The 23,524-nt window shown below is 41.2% G+C and carries 18 protein-coding genes and 1 pseudogene; 10 read left to right on the plus strand and 9 right to left on the minus strand.

All coding sequences use genetic code 11. From position 1 onward, the window contains the following. Positions 1–52 precede the first annotated feature (52 nt). Complete coding sequence (pgm, locus tag C9J40_RS02220; RefSeq protein WP_107245588.1) at positions 53–1,699, minus strand: phosphoglucomutase (alpha-D-glucose-1,6-bisphosphate-dependent); 1,647 nt, start codon at positions 1,697–1,699, stop codon at positions 53–55. A gap of 37 nt (positions 1,700–1,736) precedes the next feature. After that, on the minus strand, positions 1,737–2,282 hold the full coding sequence (seqA, locus tag C9J40_RS02225) for a replication initiation negative regulator SeqA (RefSeq protein ID WP_107245703.1): 546 nt from the start codon (positions 2,280–2,282) through the stop codon (positions 1,737–1,739). Between the two features lie 104 nt (positions 2,283–2,386). Here seqA and C9J40_RS02230 point away from each other — a divergent pair, with 104 nt between their 5' ends. The 3 genes and pseudogenes from C9J40_RS02230 to fldA all read left to right on the plus strand — a co-directional run bounded on the left by C9J40_RS02230 (position 2,387) and on the right by fldA (position 4,259). Then, complete coding sequence (locus tag C9J40_RS02230) at positions 2,387–3,151, plus strand: alpha/beta fold hydrolase (RefSeq protein ID WP_107245590.1); 765 nt, start codon at positions 2,387–2,389, stop codon at positions 3,149–3,151. Positions 3,152–3,321: 170 nt separating this feature from the next. Further along, positions 3,322–3,538, plus strand: a pseudogene (locus tag C9J40_RS22085) (DUF2788 domain-containing protein). A gap of 193 nt (positions 3,539–3,731) precedes the next feature. Then, positions 3,732–4,259, plus strand: a complete 528-nt coding sequence (gene fldA, locus C9J40_RS02240) for a flavodoxin FldA (RefSeq protein WP_107205571.1) — start codon at positions 3,732–3,734, stop codon at positions 4,257–4,259. 73 nt (positions 4,260–4,332) lie between these two features. On the opposite strand, the gene C9J40_RS02245 is transcribed toward fldA, so the two are convergent. Beyond that, entirely contained in the window at positions 4,333–4,818 is a 486-nt protein-coding gene (locus C9J40_RS02245) for a DUF4442 domain-containing protein (RefSeq protein WP_107245705.1), read from the minus strand. Positions 4,819–5,010: 192 nt separating this feature from the next. On the opposite strand from C9J40_RS02245, the gene fur reads away from it, so the two are divergent. Both fur and C9J40_RS02255 read left to right on the plus strand, forming a co-directional pair. After that, a complete protein-coding gene (fur, locus tag C9J40_RS02250) occupies positions 5,011–5,457 on the plus strand; it encodes a ferric iron uptake transcriptional regulator (protein WP_107205569.1) in 447 nt (148 codons plus the stop codon). A gap of 143 nt (positions 5,458–5,600) precedes the next feature. Beyond that, positions 5,601–6,641 (plus strand): linear amide C-N hydrolase, encoded by a 1,041-nt coding sequence (locus C9J40_RS02255; protein ID WP_107245591.1) that lies wholly within the window; start codon positions 5,601–5,603, stop codon positions 6,639–6,641. A gap of 93 nt (positions 6,642–6,734) precedes the next feature. Here C9J40_RS02255 and glnS read toward each other — a convergent pair whose 3' ends face one another. The 3 genes from glnS to nagE all read right to left on the minus strand — a co-directional run bounded on the left by glnS (position 6,735) and on the right by nagE (position 13,009). Continuing rightward, a complete protein-coding gene (gene glnS / locus C9J40_RS02260) occupies positions 6,735–8,399 on the minus strand; it encodes a glutamine--tRNA ligase (protein ID WP_107205567.1) in 1,665 nt (554 codons plus the stop codon). A 284-nt stretch (positions 8,400–8,683) separates the two neighbouring features. Further along, entirely contained in the window at positions 8,684–11,347 is a 2,664-nt protein-coding gene (locus tag C9J40_RS02265) for a beta-N-acetylhexosaminidase (RefSeq protein ID WP_107245593.1), read from the minus strand. A gap of 171 nt (positions 11,348–11,518) precedes the next feature. Further along, positions 11,519–13,009 carry an N-acetylglucosamine-specific PTS transporter subunit IIBC gene (gene nagE / locus C9J40_RS02270; RefSeq protein ID WP_107245595.1) on the minus strand — a complete coding sequence of 497 codons (1,491 nt, stop codon included), beginning with the start codon at positions 13,007–13,009 and terminating at the stop codon, positions 11,519–11,521. A 257-nt stretch (positions 13,010–13,266) separates the two neighbouring features. On the opposite strand from nagE, the gene nagB reads away from it, so the two are divergent. The 5 genes from nagB to asnB all read left to right on the plus strand — a co-directional run bounded on the left by nagB (position 13,267) and on the right by asnB (position 20,139). Next, positions 13,267–14,067 (plus strand): glucosamine-6-phosphate deaminase, encoded by an 801-nt coding sequence (nagB, locus tag C9J40_RS02275; RefSeq protein ID WP_107205564.1) that lies wholly within the window; start codon positions 13,267–13,269, stop codon positions 14,065–14,067. A gap of 18 nt (positions 14,068–14,085) precedes the next feature. Further along, complete coding sequence (nagA, locus tag C9J40_RS02280) at positions 14,086–15,222, plus strand: N-acetylglucosamine-6-phosphate deacetylase (protein ID WP_107205563.1); 1,137 nt, start codon at positions 14,086–14,088, stop codon at positions 15,220–15,222. A gap of 2 nt (positions 15,223–15,224) precedes the next feature. Next, positions 15,225–16,439, plus strand: a complete 1,215-nt coding sequence (locus C9J40_RS02285; protein ID WP_107205562.1) for an ROK family protein — start codon at positions 15,225–15,227, stop codon at positions 16,437–16,439. A gap of 115 nt (positions 16,440–16,554) precedes the next feature. Further along, positions 16,555–18,147, plus strand: a complete 1,593-nt coding sequence (locus C9J40_RS02290) for a cation:proton antiporter family protein (protein ID WP_107245596.1) — start codon at positions 16,555–16,557, stop codon at positions 18,145–18,147. Between the two features lie 321 nt (positions 18,148–18,468). Then, positions 18,469–20,139, plus strand: coding sequence for an asparagine synthase B (gene asnB, locus C9J40_RS02295; protein WP_107205560.1), 1,671 nt, complete (start codon positions 18,469–18,471; stop codon positions 20,137–20,139). Positions 20,140–20,217: 78 nt separating this feature from the next. On the opposite strand, the gene C9J40_RS02300 is transcribed toward asnB, so the two are convergent. From C9J40_RS02300 to adk, 3 genes are all read right to left on the minus strand, one after another. Beyond that, positions 20,218–21,522, minus strand: coding sequence for an inosine/guanosine kinase (locus C9J40_RS02300; protein WP_107205559.1), 1,305 nt, complete (start codon positions 21,520–21,522; stop codon positions 20,218–20,220). 147 nt (positions 21,523–21,669) lie between these two features. Further along, positions 21,670–22,647, minus strand: a complete 978-nt coding sequence (hemH, locus tag C9J40_RS02305) for a ferrochelatase (protein WP_107245598.1) — start codon at positions 22,645–22,647, stop codon at positions 21,670–21,672. A gap of 224 nt (positions 22,648–22,871) precedes the next feature. Beyond that, on the minus strand, positions 22,872–23,516 hold the full coding sequence (adk, locus tag C9J40_RS02310; protein WP_105060657.1) for an adenylate kinase: 645 nt from the start codon (positions 23,514–23,516) through the stop codon (positions 22,872–22,874). Between the last annotated feature and the right edge of the window lie 8 nt (positions 23,517–23,524).

Below are 23,524 nucleotides of genomic sequence, written 5' to 3' on the forward strand. Positions count from 1 at the left end.
TCATATATAAAAAAACGCCCATTATGGGCGTTTTCTTTATCCATATAACAGGTTATAAACCTGCGTCGGCAAAGACTTTACTGACAATTTCCTGTGCTTCTTGCTCAATAAGCGCTAGATGTTCTTTGCCCTTAAAGCTTTCACAATAGATTTTGTAAATATCTTCTGTACCCGATGGACGAGCAGCAAACCAACCATTTTCAGTCGTCACTTTTAAACCACCAATCGCAGCACCATTACCTGGCGCATGAGTTAGACGTGCGGTGATTGGTTCACCAGCTAGTGTTTCAGCTGAAACCATTTCGGGAGAAAGCTTACTTAATACCGCTTTCTGCTCTTTATTCGCGACAGCTTGCAAACGAGAATATTCTGAACGTCCAAACTTATCTGCTAACTCTTCGTAATATTCTTGCGGTGTTTTACCGGTTACAGCAGTGATCTCTGCAGCTAACAAACACAGTAAAATACCGTCTTTATCTGTTGACCAAGGCGTGCCGTCTTTACGTAAGAAAGATGCACCCGCACTTTCTTCACCGCCAAAACCTAACTTACCGCTAAATAAGCCATCAACAAACCATTTAAAACCGACTGGAACTTCAACAAGTTCACGGCCTAATGCTGCAACAACACGATCAATCAACGCACTAGATACTAGTGTTTTACCCACTGCAACTTGCTTAGCCCAATCGTTACGATGACGGAATAAGTAATCAATACATACGGCAAGATAATGGTTAGGATTCATTAAACCTGCAGGTGTTACGATGCCATGACGGTCGTAATCAGGATCGTTACCAAACGCTAGATCGTAATTATCTTTGTACGCCAGTAACCCAGCCATTGCATATGGTGATGAACAGTCCATACGCACTACGCCATCTTTATCTAATGACATAAAACGAAATGATGGGTCAATAGATTCATTAACAAGTGTTAGATCTAGCGCATAATATGCGGCAATTTGACGCCAGTATTCAATACCAGAACCACCAAGAGGATCTACACCCAACTTCAGCTCTGATTTTTGAATCGCGTCCATATTTATAACATTTACAAGATCTGCGACATACGGTGCAACTAAATCTTGCTCAACAACAAGTTGTGAAGCTAAAGCGTCGACAATAGATACACGCTTAACATCTACCAAACCGTTTGCAATGATTTTATTAGCACGGCGTTCAATAGCTGTTGTTAATTCACTTTCAGCGGGTCCACCATGGACAGGATTATATTTAATACCGCCATCTTGAGGTGGATTATGCGATGGCGTGATAACAATACCATCAGCTTTATCATCATGTGCTTTGTTGTAACAAAGGATAGAGTGAGAAATGCCAGGTGTCGGGGTATATCCCTTACCTTGTTGAATAACAACTTGAACATTATTAGCAACAAGTACTTCTAATGTTGAAGTAAAAGCAGGCTCTGATAATGCATGGGTATCTTTTCCTAAAAAAAGTGGCCCCATCACTCCATTTTCAGCACGCACTTCAGCAATGGCTTGTGCAATGGCCCAAATATGATGCTGATTAAATGTGCCTTTATCTGCTGTTCCTCGATGACCTGAAGTACCAAACTCTACTTGCTGAGATGCATCTTGAGCACTTGGCTCTATAAGAAAATAATTAGCGATAAGTGCTGGAATGTTATGCATATCTTCTTGCTGAGCTCGTTGCCCAGCACGAGGATGAATAGCCATAGTTTTATCCTTGTTATTTGACCTCAATATCTGACAATTAGATTTCGCCACATACCTTATCAATAATGTCTGAACCAAATCCCATCTTAGTCATCAGCTGGTCAATCATTTGACGCTTACGCTCAGTATTTGTATTTGTAATCACCCAGAATGGTGTTGATGGAATCGACTTAGGTTTCGTCGTTTTACCACTTGCTAGTAACGTTTCTTCATCATGAGCAAAGTAAACGCGGGTACGACCTTTAATTGCAGCAGCTTCAGCAAAGCCTTCTGCATCAATGCTATACAAAGAAGACAAGATCATCATAAAACGACCAATTGCTTTTTCTTGTGCGGCAAATTCATCAGAGATCAATACTGTTCGCATTTCTTTAACACGATCCATCGTTGGTACATTGCCAGCATCTTTACTAACAACGATCCCTTTCGGACGAACAGGCATTACCACAGCAGGCTGCTGTAGTAGTTGCTCTTCAGGTACCATAAGCAAGCGACGCAAAATATCAGAAGCACTTTCACCAATATGTTGAGTTTGGCTAGCAATATAACGATATAGTTCTTCGTCTACTTCAATAGTCTTCATCGTATTATTCATTATCGTTCCGTTAAAAAATCTGGCTACGATTATAGCTTGATCCGAGGTTATACTCTACGGTAAATACCACAACTAATTAGAGAAAATAGTCAGTGAATCTTCATTATCAAGTTGAAGGCGATGGAAAAACGATCATTTTGATCCATGGCTTATTCGGCAGTGCTGCTAATCTAGGGCTTTTAGCCAGATATTTGAAAAATAACTATAAAGTAATTAGCGTTGATCTTCGTAACCATGGATTGTCCCCACACAGTGATCATTTTACCTATCAGGATATGGCACAAGATGTGCTGAATGTGATCAACCAATTAGATATTGATCAATTTTCGGTAATTGGTCATTCAATGGGTGGAAAAGTAGCCATGGCATTGGCTGCATTAGCACCAAATCACTTAGAACATTTGGTTGTATTGGATATGGCTCCGGTTAGCTATCAAACACATCGGCATCAAAATGTGTTTAATGGTTTACAAGAAGTGAATAAACATACCATTACCAAGCGTAGTGAGGCCGAACAGTTTCTTGCTCAATATGTTGAAGACGCCAGTGTTAGACAATTTTTACTTAAATCTCTCGCCAAACAGGGTGAACATTACCAATGGCGATTTAATGTTGATGGGATTATTGCCAACTACAGCACCATTATGGGCTGGCAGCCTGCTGTAGAGCCATTCAAAGGCAAGACATTATTTATTAAAGGCCAAGAATCTGACTATATCATGCCAGAATATCGGGATGAAATTATGCGCCAATTCCCTCACGCCAAAGCACATATGGTGGCAAATACTGGACATTGGCTCCATGCCGAAAAACCTGAAACGGTGACCCGTATCATCACAAACTTCCTTGATAAATAAATAACATGCTTATCTCGTTGTTAGCATGCTCATTAACAACGAGATATTGCATAACCACAATGTTAAATACTTTTTTAACTATGCTATAGTCTCATCAAATGGATATACCTGAATGACTTTAAATACCAAGTATTTTGAGGTTACTTGGGTATATATCAAAAGGATTTGTTATGCTTTATGGATACATAGACTTAATTAAATCTATTGGGCTGGATCTTGTTTTTACCACTATTTTTTCTTTCTCGTTATGGCAATAAAAGATGTCTTAAAACAAGGTAATGTCCCTCCTTTTAGACAAAAAGTTGTTCGGCTAGTCTAATTTCTGGCTGTGCTGGATTTATAACCAAAGGCATTATTCAGCTAAGATGGGAAGGTACTGGGATTTAATTATTAGCGTTAATTGTGTAACTTATGATGATTATATCAACACCTAAACACTTAGTTCTTGCGGGTAATGCTACCGTTTAGACGAAAAAATATACAAAACGTCAGTAAACAGTAATTATCATTGCACCGTTTCTACTGATTTCTGTAAACTGCGATGCAGCAGTTAACTATTTATATACGGGTAATCTCTACTATGGCAAGCGTTGGACTCTTCTTTGGTAGCGACACAGGTAATACCGAAGCTGTCGCTAAAATGATTCAAAAGCAACTTGGTGACAAGCTAGTTGAAGTAAAAGATATCGCAAAAAGCAGCAAAGAAGATATCGACAACTTTGATCTATTGCTACTTGGTATTCCTACTTGGTACTACGGTGAACCACAGTGTGATTGGGATGACTTTTTCCCAGAGCTTGAGCAAGTTGATTTTTCAACTAAACTTGTGGCTATCTTCGGTTGTGGTGACCAAGAAGATTACGCAGAATATTTCTGTGATGCGATGGGTACTGTGCGTGACATCGTTGAAGGTCGCGGTGCAACTGTTGTGGGTAACTTCTCAACAGAAGGCTTTGAGTTTGAAGCTTCAAAAGCACTTGTTGATGACAACCACTTCGTAGGTTTATGTATTGATGAAGATCGCCAACCAGAGCTTACAGCACAGCGTGTTAAGCAATGGGTTGAGCAAATTTATGATGAAATGTGCTTAGCAGAACTTGCTGATTAATCGCATTGAGATCATCAAAAAAACGCGCTTATCAAGCGCGTTTTTTTATACATCTTTTTAGCGATATTTTCACTCAAGATATCGCATTCGATTCCGTTCGATATTCTGGTTTTTTCCTTACATATAAGGTTCGCTCAACTTGAGAAACTAACTCCCCTCGACTATTTAATACATTGACCGTAAAAGAGGGAAAATACTTATCACCAGATTTTGTTACTTGCTTTATCTCTTCAATACACTGTTCAGAAATCACAAAATCAGCGGTTAAATCACTATCGCCCGGTTGAATAAAGTTGATATTTGCTTGTTTATCCCAGACATAATACTCACGTCCAAGTATGCCCATTAACATCAAAGAATAAACAGGATCTGTAAGTGAAAAAATACTTCCACCATACTGTGTACGGTTTGCATTCTTATTCCACCAGCGCAGCTTCAATTTTATACGAACATATCGAAAATCATCACTGATCGTCATAATCTTAATACCCGCCCCCCAAAAGGGTGGCCATAGATTCAGCGCACATTTCACAACACTTGGCTTATAAACGTTAAACAATATGAAAGCCCCCATCTGGTACGATGAGTTTATATTTACATAAATTTTACATACATTCAAACACTAGAAATTATACATATCTCCTAGTTTCCTCTGCTTTTAAGGTTTATTGTTATCGTTGCGTCACTTATAATAGTTAGAAATGAAAAAGACTACTGCAACACCTTTGCGGATAGCCAATAGGAAATTTTGATGTCAGATAATAATCATGCGCTAAAACAAGCAGGCTTAAAAGTTACTCTTCCACGCCTTAAAATTTTGGAAGTACTGCAAGAACCTGATTGCCAACACATCAGTGCTGAAGACTTGTACAAAAAACTTATCGATATTGGCGAAGAAATTGGCCTAGCTACAGTCTATCGCGTACTCAACCAGTTTGATGATGCAGGCATTGTCACACGACATCATTTTGAAGGTGGTAAATCTGTTTTCGAACTATCAACTCAACACCACCATGATCATCTAGTTTGTTTAGATTGTGGTAAAGTTATCGAGTTTTCAGATGACATCATCGAAGATCGTCAAAAACAAATTGCAGAAAGCTTCAATGTTCGCTTAACAAATCATAGCCTATATCTATATGGTCATTGCATGAAAGGCAATTGCGCCGAAGATGAAACTCTTCACGACCCAAAGTAATACTTTAAAAGAGCCAGTGTATTTCCACTGGCTTTTTTATTTGATACTTAGTTCACCTTTCAAACATTGTTACAAATAACCACATTACAAAATGGTGTTTTTTACTATATATCTATGCCAACTATTTTATATGGATGTTATAGATGAAAGTAAAACCATTAGTACTCGCATTAATCACCACCCTATCTCTTTCAAGCCTAATATCTAACGCAAATGCTTGTACTCGTATCCTTTGGCAAACAGAAGATCATGGTGTCTTTGTTTCTCGTACTATGGATTGGTCTGAATCCACAAACCCTTACTTAGCAAACTTTCCTCAAGGTTCAGAATACACAACGCACCTGAGTAATAAGAACCTTGTTACATCCAAATTTGCTGTCACGGGGATCACTGCTTACGGCATTCTAATGGATGGTATTAACTCACAAGGGCTCAGTGGTAATATTCTTTATGATGGTGGAATGGATCTCGGCAAAGGGAATAATAAACAAACCGATGGCGCAATTACCTACCTTCGCCATATGTTGTCGCAACATAAAACAGTGAATGATGTTGTAAAAGCAGCCACCGCACTTGCCCCTAACGAAGAATTTATTGAAGGAATTCCTGTTCGCATTGCTCTGCATTTATCTTTCCAAGATCCAACGGGCGACAGCGCTATTATTGAATGGCGTGAGGGCAAACCTCAAATTTGGCATGGAAAACAATATACCGTCATGACAAATCAGCCTGGTTATGCCCAACACCTTGCGAATATTAAACGTTCTGCACGTGGATGGGGCGAACAAGATCAACAATGGAGCCAAACAAATTTAGGCACTGGCGGTAACACTAATCCTGAAGATCGTTTCGTTCATGCCACCTATTTTTCAGAGCACTTAAAAGAACCAACGAGCATCATCAATGGCATTTTAAAGCTCGAGTCAACGATGTTTCGTATTCCTCATGATGCGCCAAACCGCCCTATTAACGGTAAAATGACAGGTTACGCAACAGAGTATTCGGTAAATAGGCATTTACAATCAGGTGAGACTTTCGTTCGCTATCAATGGGGAGATATATTTAGTCAATTTAAATACAACACCCAAGATATTCAAAAATCAGGCAAAATGATTTTCTTCAAATTAAGCAATGCTGAGCTTGCGGGGAATATTACAGAGCAAGTCATTAACTCTGGACATTAATAGCCATGTTATATCATCGATTTAGATAGCTATTAATAAAAAACCGCATCACAAGAGCGATGCGGTTTTTATTAGCTGAAATCAGAGACTGAATTAGTCGCCAATTTTCGCCCAAGTATCACGAAGGCCGACTGTGCGGTTGAAGACTAAATGCTCAGGGCTTGAGTCTTTGTTATCTGCACAGAAGTAACCCATACGCTCAAATTGGTAAGCTTTTTCAGCTTCAGCAGCAACCAATGATGGTTCAACGAAACCGTTAACTACTGTTAGAGAGTCAGGGTTGATCACTGATACAAAATCATCTGCCGCACCAGGGTTTGGTACTGTAAATAGGCGATCGTATAAACGAATTTCTGCTGGAATACCCGCTTCTGCTGATACCCAGTGAATAACACCTTTTACTTTACGACCATCTGCTGGGTTCTTACCTAATGTATCTTTATCGTAAGAACAGAAAATTGTGGTGATATTACCTTCCGCATCCTTTTCGATGCGATCCGCTTGAATCACATAGGCGCCACGTAAGCGAACTTCTTTACCTAATACTAAACGCTTGTATTTCTTATTCGCTTCTTCGCGGAAATCTTCACGCTCAATGTATAGCTCGCGGCTAAATGGCACTTCACGCGAACCCATTTCAGGTTGATTCGGATGATTAGCGACAGTAAGCATTTCTGTCTCACCATCAAAGTTTTCAATCACAACTTTAACAGGATCAAGAACCGCCATTGCACGTGGTGCGTTTTCGTTTAGATCGTCACGAATACAAGATTCTAGTGAGCTGATCTCGATAGTGTTGTCTTGCTTAGTCACACCGATACGCTTACAGAACTCACGCATAGATGCCGGTGTGAAACCACGGCGACGCAGACCAGAAATAGTTGGCATACGTGGATCATCCCAACCATTAACCAATTTATCAGTCACAAGTTGGTTCAGCTTACGCTTCGACATCACCGTGTATTCAAGGTTTAGACGGCTAAACTCATACTGATGCGGTGTACAATCGATAGTGATGTTTTCAAGAACCCAATCGTATAGACGACGGTTGTCCATGAACTCAAGGGTACAAATAGAGTGCGTAATGCCCTCTAGCGCATCAGAAATACAGTGTGTGAAGTCGTACATTGGGTAAATGCACCACTTATCACCCGTTTGATGGTGAGTCGCAAAACGTACACGGTAGATCACTGGATCGCGCATAACCATAAATGGTGATGCCATGTCGATCTTCGCACGAAGACACATTTTGCCTTCTTCAACCTCACCGTTCTTCATTTTGTCGAATAGAGCTAAGTTTTCTTCAACGCTACGATCGCGGTATGGGCTATGCTTACCTGGCTCAGTTAATGTGCCACGGTACTCACGCATCTGCTCTGGACTTAGCTCATCAACGTACGCTAAGCCTTTATTAATTAATTCAATTGCGAACCCGTATAGCTTATCGAAGTAGTTTGATGAATAACAAATATCACCGCTCCACTCAAAGCCCAACCAGTTAACATCGTTCTTAATAGACTCAACGTATTCGATGTCTTCTTTCTCAGGGTTAGTATCATCAAAACGAAGATTACATTGACCCTGATAGTCCTGAGCAATACCGAAGTTCAAACAAATAGATTTAGCATGGCCGATATGCAGGTAACCATTCGGCTCCGGCGGGAATCGGGTATGTACGCTTGTATGTTTGCCACTTGCTAAATCCGCATCAATAATTTGGCGGATAAAGTTAGTTGGACGAGCTTCAGATTCACTCATCAATTACACCTCGTGTGCTTACAGGATTGAGAACTGTATATGATCCATAAATATGGCTCATGACTCAACAAATAGTATGCATTGTTTGTCGATATGGATAAAAAAGCCCCGTAATAACGGAGTTTGTATCCTACCACTATACATTAATGCCCTAATTAGGCGCATTAAAAACATGACCATTAATTTGATAGCCATGATTTTTATCTAACTTAATAAAAAAAGCCGATGAAGGTTTCCCTTCACCGGCTGATATTTTAACAGTTAAAGCGTGTTTACATCGTAACTTATAGTGATGTTACACGGCTGAAACGTTTACCGTCTGCGCTTACTGCACGGATTTCAACTTTACCCGTTACACTTGGTTGTGCTTTCGCATTGTAAGTGTTCCACGTTTTGCCTTCGTCCGTTGAGTATTGTAGTGCTAAGCCAGGCATACTTACGTTCATTGCAAGTTTACCATTTTCAATTTTTGCACCAGGTACTGGTACACGGTACTGAATACCTGCCGCATCAAGTTTAGCTAGTTCACGTTGACCAAGAACGTTAGCAAAACGCTCCCACTCGTTGTGAAGGGCTTTCTTGTCCACAAGGTTTGAGTCTTGTGAGTATTCAACACCTGCTTGATACTCATTTTCCCACTCACCTTTGTGCCATGCACGCTCAGCTGCTGCTAGTACGCGAGGGAATACCATGTACTCGTATTGATCATCGTTACCTACAGTTTCACTCCAAAGCTGAGCAGACAGACCGTGGAAGCCTTTCGATTCAACCGTACCTTTACTTGCAAAGCCATTGCCATCACGATCGAGTGATGTTTCTGCGTTCTGAGGTAAATTCTCTGGCGCAAAACCAAACATCTTACGTGTATCTGTTGCACGTGTTGCCCAGTAGTAACCGCGCTCTGATGGATCTACTTCATATGGCATATCCATGTATACGTAATCTGGGTTTGATACTACAACATCATAGCCTTTGTTAGCCCACTCGTATGCAGATGCACCACCACCCCAGTATAGAACGTCCCAGAAGTTCACACGTACGTTATCTGTGTCAAATGCTTTCGCATCTTTCGAGTACTTCAAGCCATCTTGCCATGCTTGGAAATTCTCAATACCCTTGCTATTAACCACAGCACTTACACGCTCAGCAAAGTAGCTTGGTAGACGATCGTAATCACTTACCACACCTTCTGCGATCAATTTCTGACACATTGGTGATTTTTGGTATGGCTTATCTTGCTTAGATTGATCAATTGAACCCGTCCAAGCTGTTTGCTCTGCAGCGTTAATATCTTGGAAGCCTGCATTTAACTTGATGTTCTTCGCTTCATCACCACCGAAATGCCATGTATTTAGCGGCATACCCGCGTCTTTATGCATTGCTTGAATTTCAGTAATGACTTTATCAACAAACTTTGCTGACGAATCCATACATGGGTTAATAAAACTACGCTTATCGTAGAACTGTACTGTCGTTACGTTTGACGTATCTTGTGGATCCATCAAGCGATATTCATTCGCTTCATCCATCTTGCCTTCAGCAGCTAGACGCTTGTAACGCGCTTCCATTGCTACCACCGCTGCACGCGCGTGAGCTGGCATATCAATTTCAGGGATCACTTCGATACCACGTGCTTTCGCATATTTTAGAATATCTAAGTAATCTTGCTTGCTGTAGAAACCTGAACCATCGTTCTCAGATGTTGGGCCTGAGCCTAGTTGAGGAAGAAGACAGCTTGTTTCTGATAAATCATGACAACGCTTACCACCGATTTCTGTCAATTCTGGAAGACCCGGAATTTCGATACGCCAACCTTCATCATCAGATAGGTGGAAGTGGAATTTGTTCATCTTGTACGCTGCCATTTGATCTAGCGTACGTAGGATCGCTTCTTTAGAGTGGAAGTTACGACCCACATCAACCATTACACCACGATAATCAAAACGTGGTGCGTCCAATACATTTAATGTTGGAATGCTGTTATCTGCACCGGTAGACATCAGTGAGATCAGAGACTGCATACCGTAGAACGCACCTTGGTTATCAAAACCAGTAACGGTGGCGCCCTTCTTAGTTACGTCTAGCTTATAAGCACCAACAATTTGCTGATCCTTCTTAAACGAACCCGGTAAAATTGTTACTTTTACTGGGTATTCACCCTGCGCGTTCACACCAAGCTGTGCTAAACGAGCCTCTACTGCAGCCATCATGTCAGCAGGTAGCGTTAGGTTGTCGATCTTAATACCGTTAGCTAGAGAAACAGTATCGCCAGTTAATTTAGTACTTAGCGGTGTAGGTAAAATAGTGCCAGCTACTTCTTCAGAAGCCACTAAGTTTACATCGCTGTTTTTCTCAAAACGTGTTTCTGGTGTCGCTAATACGTTGTTATCCGCTTTAACACGCTTAAATTGATCGCCTTTTAATGGCGTTAAGTAATCTGCAGGGTTAGCTGTATCTGTGCTAACAATTGTTTTTGGTTCTGCATTACCTGCTGTTACATATGCACGAGGCATGTAATCATTTTCAAATAAAGTCCAATATTCACCGATGTAAGGGATAACAACCTTTTCACCTTCAGCAAAACCATCGAACTTATCTGTTGGCTCTAGTGTGTGTAGATCACCTGTTACATGAGTAACTTTGAATTGATCATTCTGCACTTCTAGGATTTGACGAATACTGCTGAAGTAAATTTTCCAATCTTTATTCGTCACCGCTGGACCTTTATTTTCCAGCGTTAAATTAATCAAATCACATGATGCCCATTCCGCACCCAGTGTTTTACATGGCAAGCCTTCTTCTGCGCCGTGCTGAATAGCGACTTCGTAGTTAAGATCTAGGTTTGACGCTAGGTTATTTACTACAGTTTGATCATTGTTTCCTTTACTTGCACAACCCGTCACCGCTAATGCAATAAAAGATGCTAACGCCGTAAGTTTAATAGTCATGATATATTCCTTTCTCCCGATATCTCTTCTAAAAAAGTGAAGAGAAAATCAATACGAGCCCAAACGTTGGGTACTCAAAATGCCGGCCCTATCATTCCATGTTTGAAAATAATAAGGCCGGTTTTATTAAAGGTCTTGCGGTATTACTTAATTACTGAAGAATTCAGGTAATTATGGAAGTTTTACAGAAGATAGATCTTCTGACGCTGGGATTTTCTTCATTTCGCCAGCAACAATTTCAGCTAGAGGGCCAAGGATAACCTGAAGGTTATTTGAACCTAGTTTAACTACACCCATCGCACCTAGTGCTTTTAACGTTTTCTCGTTAGCAAGACTGCTGTCTTTTAGCGTTAGGCGTAGACGTGTAATACAAGCATCAATGTTCTCTAGGTTACCGTGACCACCCAGTGCTTTTAAGTACTGCTTCGCTAGCTCGCTAGTTTCTGCAGAACCTGCAACTGATGAAGTCTCTTCTTCGTCGTCTTCACGGCCAGGCGTTTTAAGGTTGAACTTAACAATCGCGAAGCGGAATACAAAGTAGTAGATGAAGAAGAATGCAATACCTTGAACAATCAGCATATACCACTGAACAGCTAGTGGGTTGCGTGATGACAAGAACATATCAACTAGACCTGCAGAGAAACCGAAACCTGCAATCCACTGCATAGATGCTGCGATGTATACAGATAGACCCGCTAGTGCTGCGTGAATTACGTACAGTACTGGTGCTAGGAACATGAATGCAAATTCTAGCGGCTCAGTAACACCGGTGAAGAATGATGCAAAACCAGCAGCTAGTAGTAGAGATGCTACGCGCTCTTTATTCTTCGCTTTCGCAGTGTGGTACATCGCAAGTGCCGCACCTGGTAGACCAAACATCATGATTGGGAAGAAACCAGCTTGGTACATACCAGTGACACCTGGAGTTGCTGTACCTTCAGCGATTGATTTCGCGCCGCCTAGGAAGTTAGGAATATCGTTAATACCTGCTACGTCAAACCAGAATACTGAGTTTAGTGCGTGGTGAAGACCTACAGGAATCAATAGACGGTTGAAGAATGCGTAGAGACCCGCACCTACAGAACCCATACCTTGGATGCTTTCACCAAAATGTACTAGACCGCCGTAAATTGATGGCCAAACAACCATCAAGATACCTGCAATAACGATACCAGCAATAGATGTTAGAATTGGTACTAAACGCTTACCACTAAAGAACGCTAGTGCTTTGTGTAGTTCTACGTTTGAGAAACGGTTGTACAACTCAGCTGATACGATACCGACTAAGATACCTACGAATTGGTTATTGATTTTACCAAATGCAGCTGGAACTGCGCTTGGGTCAATACCTTGGATTTGCGCGACTGCACCCGGTGCAAGAAGCGTTGTTACCACAAGGAAACCTACAAAACCAGAAAGTGCTGCTGCACCGTCTTTATCTTTAGACATGCCGTATGCAACACCCACTGCAAACAGTACAGACATGTTATCAATAATTGCCGCACCAGCCTTGATCAAGAAAGCAGCTAATGCAGAGTTTGCACCCCAGCCGTTCGGATCAATCCAGTAACCGATACCCATTAAGATTGCCGCTGCAGGAAGTACTGCAACTGGCACCATTAATGCCTTACCTACTTTTTGAAAATATCCAAGAATATTCACCCTTAGTTCCCCCTATGGTTTTCTTAGATGTAATTAAATAACTGTTTATAAGCTATCCGTATTAAGTTATTCGCAGTTTAAGAAATTAATTTCGCCCCGCAAATTAAAAGCTCATCATTTGTGATCTCAATCACCGACGGAGGTTAGAACTGAGTGATTTTGCTAGCTCGATCATAAAACTTATTTTATCATTCGAAACAAAGGCGCTATGTCGCTAAGATTTTTCCTGTTTTAACTTTCTTCAACGAGGTATCAACGTGAGACTAATCCCGCTAAATAACGCTAAAGATGTTGGTTTATGGTCAGCTCGCTACATCGCAGATCGTATCAATAAATTCGAACCATCAGCTGAGCGTCCATTTGTATTGGGTCTACCAACTGGTGGTACACCACTTGCAACTTACAAACGTCTTATCGAGCTATACCAAGCTGGTGAAGTAAGCTTTAAACATGTTGTTACTTTCAACATGGATGAGTACGTAGGCATGCCTGCAGATCACCCAGAATCATACCGTAACTTCATGTACAACAACTTCTTCAACCACGTTGACATCCAAGAAGAGAACATTAACCTTCTTGACGGTAACGCAGAAGATCACGTTGCTGAGTGCCAACGTTACGAAGATAAGATCAAATCTTACGGTAAAATCAACCTATTCATGGGCGGTGTAGGCAACGACGGCCACATTGCTTTCAATGAGCCAGCATCATCATTAGCATCTCGTACACGAATCAAAACACTAACGCACGAAACGCGTATTGCTAACTCTCGCTTCTTCGATGGCGATATCAACCAAGTACCTAAGTACTCGCTAACTATCGGTGTTGGTACTTTGCTTGATTCTGAAGAAGTCATGATCCTTATCACTGGCCACAACAAAGCACAGGCACTACAAGCTGCGGTTGAAGGCAGTGTCAATCACCTATGGACAGTATCTGCACTGCAGCTACATCCTAAATCAATGATTGTTTGTGATGAGCCATCAACTCAAGAGCTAAAAGTGAAGACCGTTAAGTACTTCCAAGAACTAGAAGCGGAAAATATTAACCACCTTTAATCCTATTAAGGAATATTCATGTACGCGCTTACCAACTGTAATATTTTTACCGGTAGCGAAGTGCTGAATAACCACGCCGTCATTATTGACGGCGTGAACATTCATGCAATCTGCCCGATTAATCATTTACTCGATGGCATCGACACTATCGATCTTCATGGTGCAAACCTCTCTCCTGGCTTTATTGACTTACAATTAAATGGTTGTGGAGGGGTGATGTTCAACAATGAAACCACCGCCGAAGCCATTGATATTATGCACCAAGCCAACCTAAAATCAGGTTGTACTAGCTTTCTCCCTACGCTTATCACCTCCCCCGACGAAGACATGAAACGTGCAGTTTCAGCTATTCGTGACTATCAAGCAAAATACCACAATCAAGCATTAGGCCTACACCTAGAAGGCCCTTATATTAATGTTGTAAAGAAAGGGGTTCACCGCCCGGATTTCATTCGTCCAGCGAGTGACGATATGATTGCGTTCTTGTGTGATAATGCTGATGTTATTACTAAAGTCACTCTCGCACCTGAACTGAATTCACCTGAGCATATTCAGAAACTGATTGATTCAGGTATTGTCGTATCGGCAGGACACAGTAATGCGACATACGAAGAAGCAAGACAAGGCTTCGATCTCGGTATTAGTTTTACTACGCATTTATTCAATGCGATGAGTCCAGTAGAAGGTCGTTCGCCAGGTCTAGTTGGCGCTATTTACGATAGCAGTGAAATCTATACAGGCGTTATTGCTGACGGTTTCCATGTTGACTATGCCAATATCCGCATGGCTCATAAAATGAAGAATACGCGTTTAGTTTTAGTGACCGATGCCACAGCTCCAGCAGGTGCAAACATCGATAGCTTTCTTTTTACTGGGACAAAGGTATATTACCGAAACGGCATGTGTGTAACTGAAGAAGGCACACTTGGTGGTTCAGCACTGACAATGATTGAAGCAATTCAAAATAGTGTTGAACATGTAGGTATCGCCTTGGACGAAGCGATTCGTATGGCCACACTTTATCCTGCTCGCGCTATTGGTGTAGACAAGAAACTTGGGGCTATAAGAAAAGGCATGGTAGCAAATCTTACTGTGTTTGATCGCGATTATCATGTTCAGGCGACAATTGTTAATGGTGAATACAAACAGAGCTAATTATGACAGGCGGACAAATTGGTAATGTTGATCTCGTAAAACAGCTAAACAGTGCAGCTGTTTATCGCTTGATTGACTTGCAGGGCCCTATTTCACGTATTCAGGTGGCTGATGTTAGTCAGCTTGCTCCTGCCAGTGTTACTAAAATAACCCGCCAACTACTTGAGCGCGGCCTAATCAAAGAGGTCGCGCAACAAGCATCAACCGGCGGTAGACGGGCAATATCGCTGACAACTGAATCAGCAGCATTTCATTCTATTGCGGTGCGTATTGGTCGAAATTACATTGAAATAACCCTTTATGATTTAAGTGGTAACCATATAACAGGTACCGCTCACCCATTTTCTTATACCAGCCAACAAGCCTTAATTGATGGTTTACTTGAGCATATCCAAAATTTCATCAGTAATAACCAAAATGTAATGAAAGAATTGGTTGCATTTGGTATTACGCTCCCCGGCTTAGTGAACCCTGAGCATGGTATTGTGGAATATATGCCACATATTGAAATTGATGACTTTCCATTAGCTGACATTATTAAAAAACAATTCGGTGTTATTTGTTTTGTCGGTAATGATATTCGAGGCCTAGCGCTAGCTGAACATTACTTCGGTGCAAGCCGCGATTGTAAAGACTCAATTCTAGTCAGTGTTCACAACGGGACAGGTGCCGGTATTATTGTTAATGGTCAAGTATTCTTGGGCTTTAACCGTAACGTGGGCGAGATCGGCCATATTCAAATCGATCCTTTAGGCGATAAATGCCAATGCGGTAATTTTGGTTGTTTAGAAACAGTCGCAGCCGATCCCGCAATAGTTAAAAATGTTCAACATTTGCTCGACCAAGGCTATCCAAGTTCATTACAAGCGCTTGAAGATATAACAATGCTTGCGATTTGTAATGCGGCAAATGATGGTGATGAGTTAGCAACCCAAGCGTTGATAAAAGTGGGAAATCAATTGGGCAAAGCTCTTGCGATGACCATCAATTTGTTCAACCCTCAAAAAATCATTCTTGCGGGTAACATTACTCATGCCCAAGAGATTGTTTTTCCAGCGATTCGACGTTGTGTTGAAACACAATCACTCTCAAGATTTCATCATGACTTACCGGTTGTTGCATCTGAGCTTTATAACCAGCCGACCATAGGTGCATTTTCAATGATCAAACGCGCCATGTTAAACGGTGTCTTATTACAGCTTCTATTAGAAGACTAATCACAGCACCATATAAATTCAGAGCAAAGGGGCGTATTGATTTAATACGCCCCTAATCTCATCAGCTTCACACTATTTCTCCAGATTGTTATCTTGCAAGGATGTTGTACAAGATATGGAATTTATCTACATACTTACCGCTTTTATCATTGGTTTTATTGCTCTACGTTGCAAACTCCCCCCTCTTGTGGGTTTTCTTGTTGCAGGCTTTAGTCTTAACAGTTTTGGCTTTACTTCTACACCTACTTTAGAAACCTTAGCTAACTTAGGGGTAACACTGCTTCTTTTTACCATTGGTTTAAAGCTGGATGTGAAGTCCTTACTTAAAAAAGAAGTTTGGGGTGGTGCTACCTTACATAATCTCTTATCAACAACCTTATTTACCCTCTGTTTATTGGTATTAAAACAGCTTGGTTTAACCATGTTCAGCGACATGGCGTTAAGCCAATTAATTCTTATCGGGTTTGCGCTGTCTTTTTCCAGTACAGTATTTGCCATTAAGCTGTTACAAGAAAAAGGCGAGTTAAATGCAAAGTACGGTACCGTCTCTATCGGTATTCTGGTCATGCAAGATATCTTCGCCGTTATATTCTTGACTATCTCAAGTGGAAAAATGCCAGAAGTGTATGCGCTTGGACTTTTCGCCCTACCGTTAATTCGCCCTATCCTATACAAGATCTTAGACAAAGCAGGTCACGGTGAAGTACTGGTACTCTATGCCATTACTCTTGCGCTAGTGCTCGGTGCAGGGTTATTTAAACTGGTTGGTATGAAGCCTGATTTGGGTGCGCTATTGATCGGGATGCTAATGGCAGGACACAGTAAGTCTTCTGAAATGGCAAAATCACTCTTTAACTTTAAAGAGCTGTTACTTGTTTGCTTTTTCTTAAATATTGGCCTGTCAGAAACCCCGACGCTTAATGGGTTACTGATGGCATTTGTTTTACTACTCTTATTACCGCTTAAAGGCATGTTGTACTACGGCATATTCCATTTGTGTCGTTACCGTGTCCGTACCTCAATGCTCGCGACGTTAACACTATTTAATTACAGCGAGTTTGGTTTAATTGTCGGTGGTGTGGCTTATAAGCTAGGACTATTACCGGGTACTTTTTTAGTGGCTATCGCTATTGCCGTTTCTTTTTCATTTTTGCTCGCAGCCCCTCTCAACAGCGTGAGCCATAAACTTTATACAGAAGCATCAAAATGGCTAAAAGAATTTGAACCAGAAAAACTCAACGCCGATGACAAACTGATCGATCTTGGACAATCAAAAGTGTTAATTCTTGGTATGGGTCGAATAGGCACGGGGGCATATGATGAGTTACAAGCACGTTACGGCAAGCAAATCATAGGCGTTGAAACCCGAGAGGAATCCGCAGAGAAGCAACGCAAAGAAGGACGTAATGTTATTCAAGGCGATGCGACTGATCCTGATTTTTGGGCGCGGGTGATCAGCAAAGAACGTATAACTCTTATTTTATTAGCAATGCCTCATAGTCAGGCGAATGTTTATGCCTTGGAGCAAATTAAAGCTCGTCATTTCCAAGGTAAAATAGCAGCAATTGCTCAGTACAATGATGATGAAGAGTTACTGTATGAACAAGGTATTGATGCCGTCTTCAACATCTTCAATGAGGCTGGCAGTGGTTTTGCTCGTAATGTATGTGATCACTTAAAGCCAGACATAACAGCAATCAAATCATAATCCTATAAGTACGCCCCCCTTATTTCGCAGCAAAAAATAAACAGTGGTAACAACTACTGTTTATTTTTTTTAAACAAAAAGCCAAACAAATTAGATTTAATTCAGTTAAAGGCGCTTTTACTGAATGATATTCACCTAAGGCGTTTTATTTTAATCGATTGAAGATTTTTTATTGCAATTTACTTCAGAATACGCAATTTTAACAATCAAAGAGAAACGCACATAAATAAAAAGTTTTATTTTCATTATATAAACCTTTCGGTTACATCTGTGTTTCTAAGATTTATGGATATAAAAAGATAACGTTGGAGTGGTATTACTATGTGTTCTGTATTTGGGATCCTAGACATTAAAAGCGACGCAGCAGCATTGCGTCCTATCGCATTAGAAATGTCGAAAAAGCTTCGTCACCGCGGCCCAGACTGGTCAGGTATTTATGCATCAGAACATGCCATTCTTGCGCATGAGCGTCTAGCGATTGTTGGCTTAAACAGTGGTGCACAACCGCTATATAGCCCAGATAAAAAATTAATTCTTGCGGTTAACGGTGAAATCTACAACCACAAAGAAATCCGTGCTCGCTATGAAGGTAAATACGATTTCCAAACAGATTCAGATTGTGAAGTTATTCTTGCGCTATACCAAGATATGGGCGAAGAGTTACTTGAAGAGCTTAACGGTATTTTCGCCTTTGTACTGTACGATGAAGAAAAAGATACTTACCTTGTAGGTCGTGATCACATTGGTATTATTCCGTTGTACCAAGGCTTTGACGAAAACGGTAACTACTATGTTGCATCAGAAATGAAAGCGCTGGTACCTGTGTGTAAAACAGTGAGTGAATTCCCTCCTGGTTGTTACTACGGTAGTGCTGATGCCGAGCCACAACGGTATTACACCCGTGATTGGAATGAATACGCAGCCGTACAAGGTAACTCAACCAGCAAAGAAGAATTAACTGAAGCATTAGAAGCCGCTATTAAGCGTCAGTTAATGACAGATGTACCTTACGGTGTACTACTATCAGGTGGTTTAGATTCATCAATTACATCAGCTGTGGCAAAACGCTTTGCTGCAATGCGTATTGAGGATAATGACCAATCTGAAGCATGGTGGCCTCAACTTCACTCTTTTGCCGTGGGTCTTGAAGGTGCCCCTGATTTAAAAGCAGCGCGTGAAGTTGCAGATAAAATTGGTACCGTTCACCATGAAATGACTTACACGATTCAAGAAGGTCTAGATGCTATCCGTGATGTGATTTATCACATTGAAACTTACGATGTGACAACCATTCGTGCTTCTACCCCAATGTTCCTAATGGGTCGTAAAATCAAGGCAATGGGTATCAAGATGGTACTTTCTGGTGAAGGTGCAGATGAAATCTTTGGTGGCTACTTATACTTCCATAAAGCACCGAACGCGAAAGAGTTCCATGAAGAAACTGTACGTAAATTGCTTGCTCTGAACATGTTTGACTGTGCACGAGCAAACAAATCGTTAGCGGCATGGGGTGTTGAAGGCCGAGTACCATTCCTAGATAAAGAATTTATCGATGTGGCAATGCGTCTGAACCCTGAAGATAAAATGTGTGGTAACGGTAAGATGGAAAAACACATCTTACGTGAGTGTTTTGAGCACTACCTACCAGAATCTATCGCATGGCGTCAAAAAGAGCAGTTCTCTGATGGTGTAGGTTACAGCTGGATTGATACGCTAAAAGAAGTGGCTGAAGAAAAAGTAACGGATCAACAGCTTGAAACAGCGGCTTACCGCTTCCCTTACAACACACCAACAACCAAAGAAGGTTACGCATACCGTGAGATCTTTGAAGAGTTGTTCCCGCTAGAAAGTGCGGCAAAATGTGTACCGGGTGGTCCATCGATTGCTTGTTCAAGTGCAAAAGCGATTGAATGGGATGAGAGCTTTAAGAACGCAGCAGACCCATCAGGTCGTGCAGTAGCAGCTGTACATAACGAAGCTTATAAAAAATAAGTTTGCTCTAAACTGCAGCTAATAAAAAACCGCCAAGCACGAAAATGTGTTGGCGGTTTTTTTATATCTATATGAAACTTAACGTTCCCAGTATGCTTCTTCCAAACTATCTTCACGCTCTGGCAGACCACGAGATAAACGTGGAGAATACTGAGCCAAGACTTCGTAGCTTACACGGTTTGAATATAAACAAACCTGTGAGAACGATGAATAAGTTAGGAAAGAATGTTGGTGCTTACTCGAGTTCGGCACGTTTTCTTTATGGTAGCGGTTTGCAGACATATCATGCAGTAATGCTGAAAGTGCACCATCACCAGCACCGTTAGTATTCTTAATACGCTCAGGACCGCCCATATAAGGAGCAATATGTGAATACGCCTTAATTGGATTCTCACACGCCGTTTTAAGCATTGGTCGGCTAAATTCATAGCGGTTAAACTCAGCAATATCACCTGGAAGTAACGGTAAACTTGTTTCACGCTTAGCGTTATCATCAGTGTAACCTGCGGTATATAAACCTACAGGGCCTGCAGTACAAAGAACAAGATCAACCCATTCTAATGCTTTATCAGCTGCTACAAGCGGATCAGACTCACCAGTTAACGCTTCACCTTCATCTTCATTCATTGCAACAACTGTTACATGATCACGAAGGAAGTCGCGCCACCATTGTGGATCGTCTTGAATAACGAACTTTGTACCTAATGTTAATACCACGGGTACATCGTATTTTTTCGCATATTCAATGGCGCGCATTGTGGCCGCTGGCATAGGATCGCCAGGCTTACAACGCACTAAATACGCCGTTAACACAAGTGCAGACGCATTTTCAAACACATGTTCAGGAATGCTATCAGGTTCAAGTTGGTTCATCTTACCTTCGTTGATAGCGAAGGTACGTTCACCGTCTTTTGAAATAAGAGCAAAACAACGACCAATAGGACCGTCAACAGGTTGAAGGTAGTTCATATCCATGCGGCTTGATGTATTACAAAGGTAACGGTACGCGTAACTACCGATCTCAATGTCTTTACTCATCACGCCTAGAAGAACAGATTTATCATCCGCTAACACAGAATAGTTGTGTAGCGTATTACCAATCGTGCCACCAGCAAACTCGTGAGTAACAAGGTTGTTCTCTTTTAGCTCTTGATATAGCGCTTCTGCTTTTTCATCAGTAATAACCAACGAATGGCCTTTACTTAACTCATAGCGTTCCAGGAATTCATCATCCACATAAGCTTCAATATCTACCAATGTTTGGTCAATACCGACAACATGAGTACGTGCTAGACGCTTCTCTTGTTTCGTTTGACTTAAAAGTGGATCGCGAGCATGTACCGGAAAGTAATGCTTAGATTTTCGTTGGCCTGGAAATTTCATGTCTATGCGCTATCAAGTTGTAAATTTTGCGAATTCTATCACAGAATATAGAACATAAAAGCAAAAGCTCTCATTGGTTTTGAGATATATCAACACAAATGAGAGCGTAAACGTTATCGTCAATGTAAGTTACAGAATAAAAACTGACTATTCCCAACCTTGAACATGTTGTTTCACCAAGTCTTCCATCATTGTAATATGTGCCTGGCTATCATTAAGGCAAGGGATCAAATTAAATTCTACCCCACCCGCTTCAATGAACACTTCTTTGCACTGCTCTGCAATTTCTTCAAGGGTTTCTAAACAATCAACAGAGAACGCAGGACACATTACATCAAGACGTTTTACGCCTTTCTCAGCCAATGATTTTATCGTGCCTTCCGTATACGGTTTTAACCATTCTTCACGTCCAAAAATAGACTGATAGCTCATGCTCATTTTTTCACGCGGCATCTCAAGCATCTTCGCTAATAGCTCCGTTGTACCATTACAATGATCGGGATACGGATCGCCATTATCAGCATAACGTTTAGGAATACCGTGATATGAACATAATAAGTAATCAGGCTCGCCTTTTTCTGCCCACACCGTTTTAGCCGTCTCGGCTAACGCTGAAATATAATCAGGGTGATCGTAATAATGATTAATAAAGCGCAACTCTGGGATATACGATATGGACTTTAAGTCTTTCGCAATACGATCAAATACAGCAGCTGTGGTAGTACCTGAATACTGAGGATATAACGGTAAAACTAAAACCTTATCACAACCTTGCTGCTTTAGACGCTCCAAACCAGCCTGAGTACTCGGATTACCATAAGTCATACCCAGTTCAACTGGGACTTGAAGTATCTCTGTTAATGCTTTTTGTTGGCGTTTTGAATACACCATCAATGGTGAGCCATCTTCCATCCAAACAGATTGATATAATTTAGCAACTTTCGGTGAGCGAATCGGCAAAATTACGCCGTGTAAAATGGGGCACCATAACCAGCGAGTCATATCGACGACACGGTGATCGTGTAAAAATTGAGATAGAAATTGTTTCACCCCAGCCGCCGTCGGTGCATCAGGCGTACCTAAGTTAACTAACAATACACCGTATTTTTTATTGTCTTTATTCATCGGTTTTCGCTCTTATCTGTCCTAAACCAAGCTTTCTGATCAAAAAAGATTAATCATGCAACCGAAGCTAAACGAAGGCTGATCGCTTTTAGATCACTTTGATCAGAAAAAGACGTATCCCGCCTTTATTAACCCCTATTTAAACCATAAAAAAACGGACTATACCAATAGGTAAGCCCGTTTTTTTCATTGTTACAAGCTATCTAAAACAGCCTATATCAATATTAAGCTAATGCTTTTTCTAGCTCAGCGCTCACTTCAGCAACAGGAAGTGTACCATCAAACTTAAGGTATTTCGTGTTACCCGCTGCCGCTTCTTTACCATAGTACTCGATAAGAGGTGCAGTTTGTGTGTGGTAAACATTTAGACGTGCACGAACTGTTTCTTCTTTGTCGTCTTCACGGATAACAAGATCTTCACCTGTTACGTCATCTTTACCTTCAACCTTTGGTGGGTTGTAAACAGCGTGGTAAGTACGACCAGAAGGAAGGTGAGCACGACGACCCGCCATACGCTCAACGATCACATCGTCAGCCACATCAAACTCGATAACGTAATCAACGTTAACACCGTTTTCTTTTAGACCATCAGCTTGAGGAATTGTGCGTGGGAAACCATCTAGTAGGAAGCCTTTTGCGCAATCATCTGCCGCAATACGCTCTTTTACAAGACCAAGGATGATATCGTCAGATACCAATTGACCTGCATCGATCACTGATTTCGCTTGCTTGCCTAGTTCAGTACCCGCTTTGATAGCTGCACGTAGCATGTCACCAGTTGAAATTTGAGGAATACCAAACTTTTCCATGATGAATTGAGCTTGAGTACCTTTACCTGCACCTGGAGCGCCCAGAAGAATGATGCGCATTGTGATCC

The organism is Photobacterium sp. GB-72, assembly GCF_003026095.1.
GTDB lineage: Bacteria > Pseudomonadota > Gammaproteobacteria > Enterobacterales > Vibrionaceae > Photobacterium.

Coding starts and splice junctions, on each gene's coding strand:
- pgm (WP_107245588.1), bottom strand. CDS start 1,699: ATGGCTATTCATCCTCGTGCTGGGCAACGAGCTCAGCAAGAAGATATG.
- seqA (WP_107245703.1), bottom strand. CDS start 2,282: ATGAAGACTATTGAAGTAGACGAAGAACTATATCGTTATATTGCTAGC.
- fldA (WP_107205571.1), top strand. CDS start 3,732: ATGGCAAGCGTTGGACTCTTCTTTGGTAGCGACACAGGTAATACCGAA.
- fur (WP_107205569.1), top strand. CDS start 5,011: ATGTCAGATAATAATCATGCGCTAAAACAAGCAGGCTTAAAAGTTACT.
- C9J40_RS02255 (WP_107245591.1), top strand. CDS start 5,601: ATGAAAGTAAAACCATTAGTACTCGCATTAATCACCACCCTATCTCTT.
- glnS (WP_107205567.1), bottom strand. CDS start 8,399: ATGAGTGAATCTGAAGCTCGTCCAACTAACTTTATCCGCCAAATTATT.
- C9J40_RS02265 (WP_107245593.1), bottom strand. CDS start 11,347: ATGACTATTAAACTTACGGCGTTAGCATCTTTTATTGCATTAGCGGTG.
- nagA (WP_107205563.1), top strand. CDS start 14,086: ATGTACGCGCTTACCAACTGTAATATTTTTACCGGTAGCGAAGTGCTG.
- C9J40_RS02285 (WP_107205562.1), top strand. CDS start 15,225: ATGACAGGCGGACAAATTGGTAATGTTGATCTCGTAAAACAGCTAAAC.
- C9J40_RS02290 (WP_107245596.1), top strand. CDS start 16,555: ATGGAATTTATCTACATACTTACCGCTTTTATCATTGGTTTTATTGCT.
- asnB (WP_107205560.1), top strand. CDS start 18,469: ATGTGTTCTGTATTTGGGATCCTAGACATTAAAAGCGACGCAGCAGCA.
- C9J40_RS02300 (WP_107205559.1), bottom strand. CDS start 21,522: ATGAAATTTCCAGGCCAACGAAAATCTAAGCATTACTTTCCGGTACAT.
- hemH (WP_107245598.1), bottom strand. CDS start 22,647: ATGAATAAAGACAATAAAAAATACGGTGTATTGTTAGTTAACTTAGGT.
- adk (WP_105060657.1), bottom strand. CDS start 23,516: ATGCGCATCATTCTTCTGGGCGCTCCAGGTGCAGGTAAAGGTACTCAA.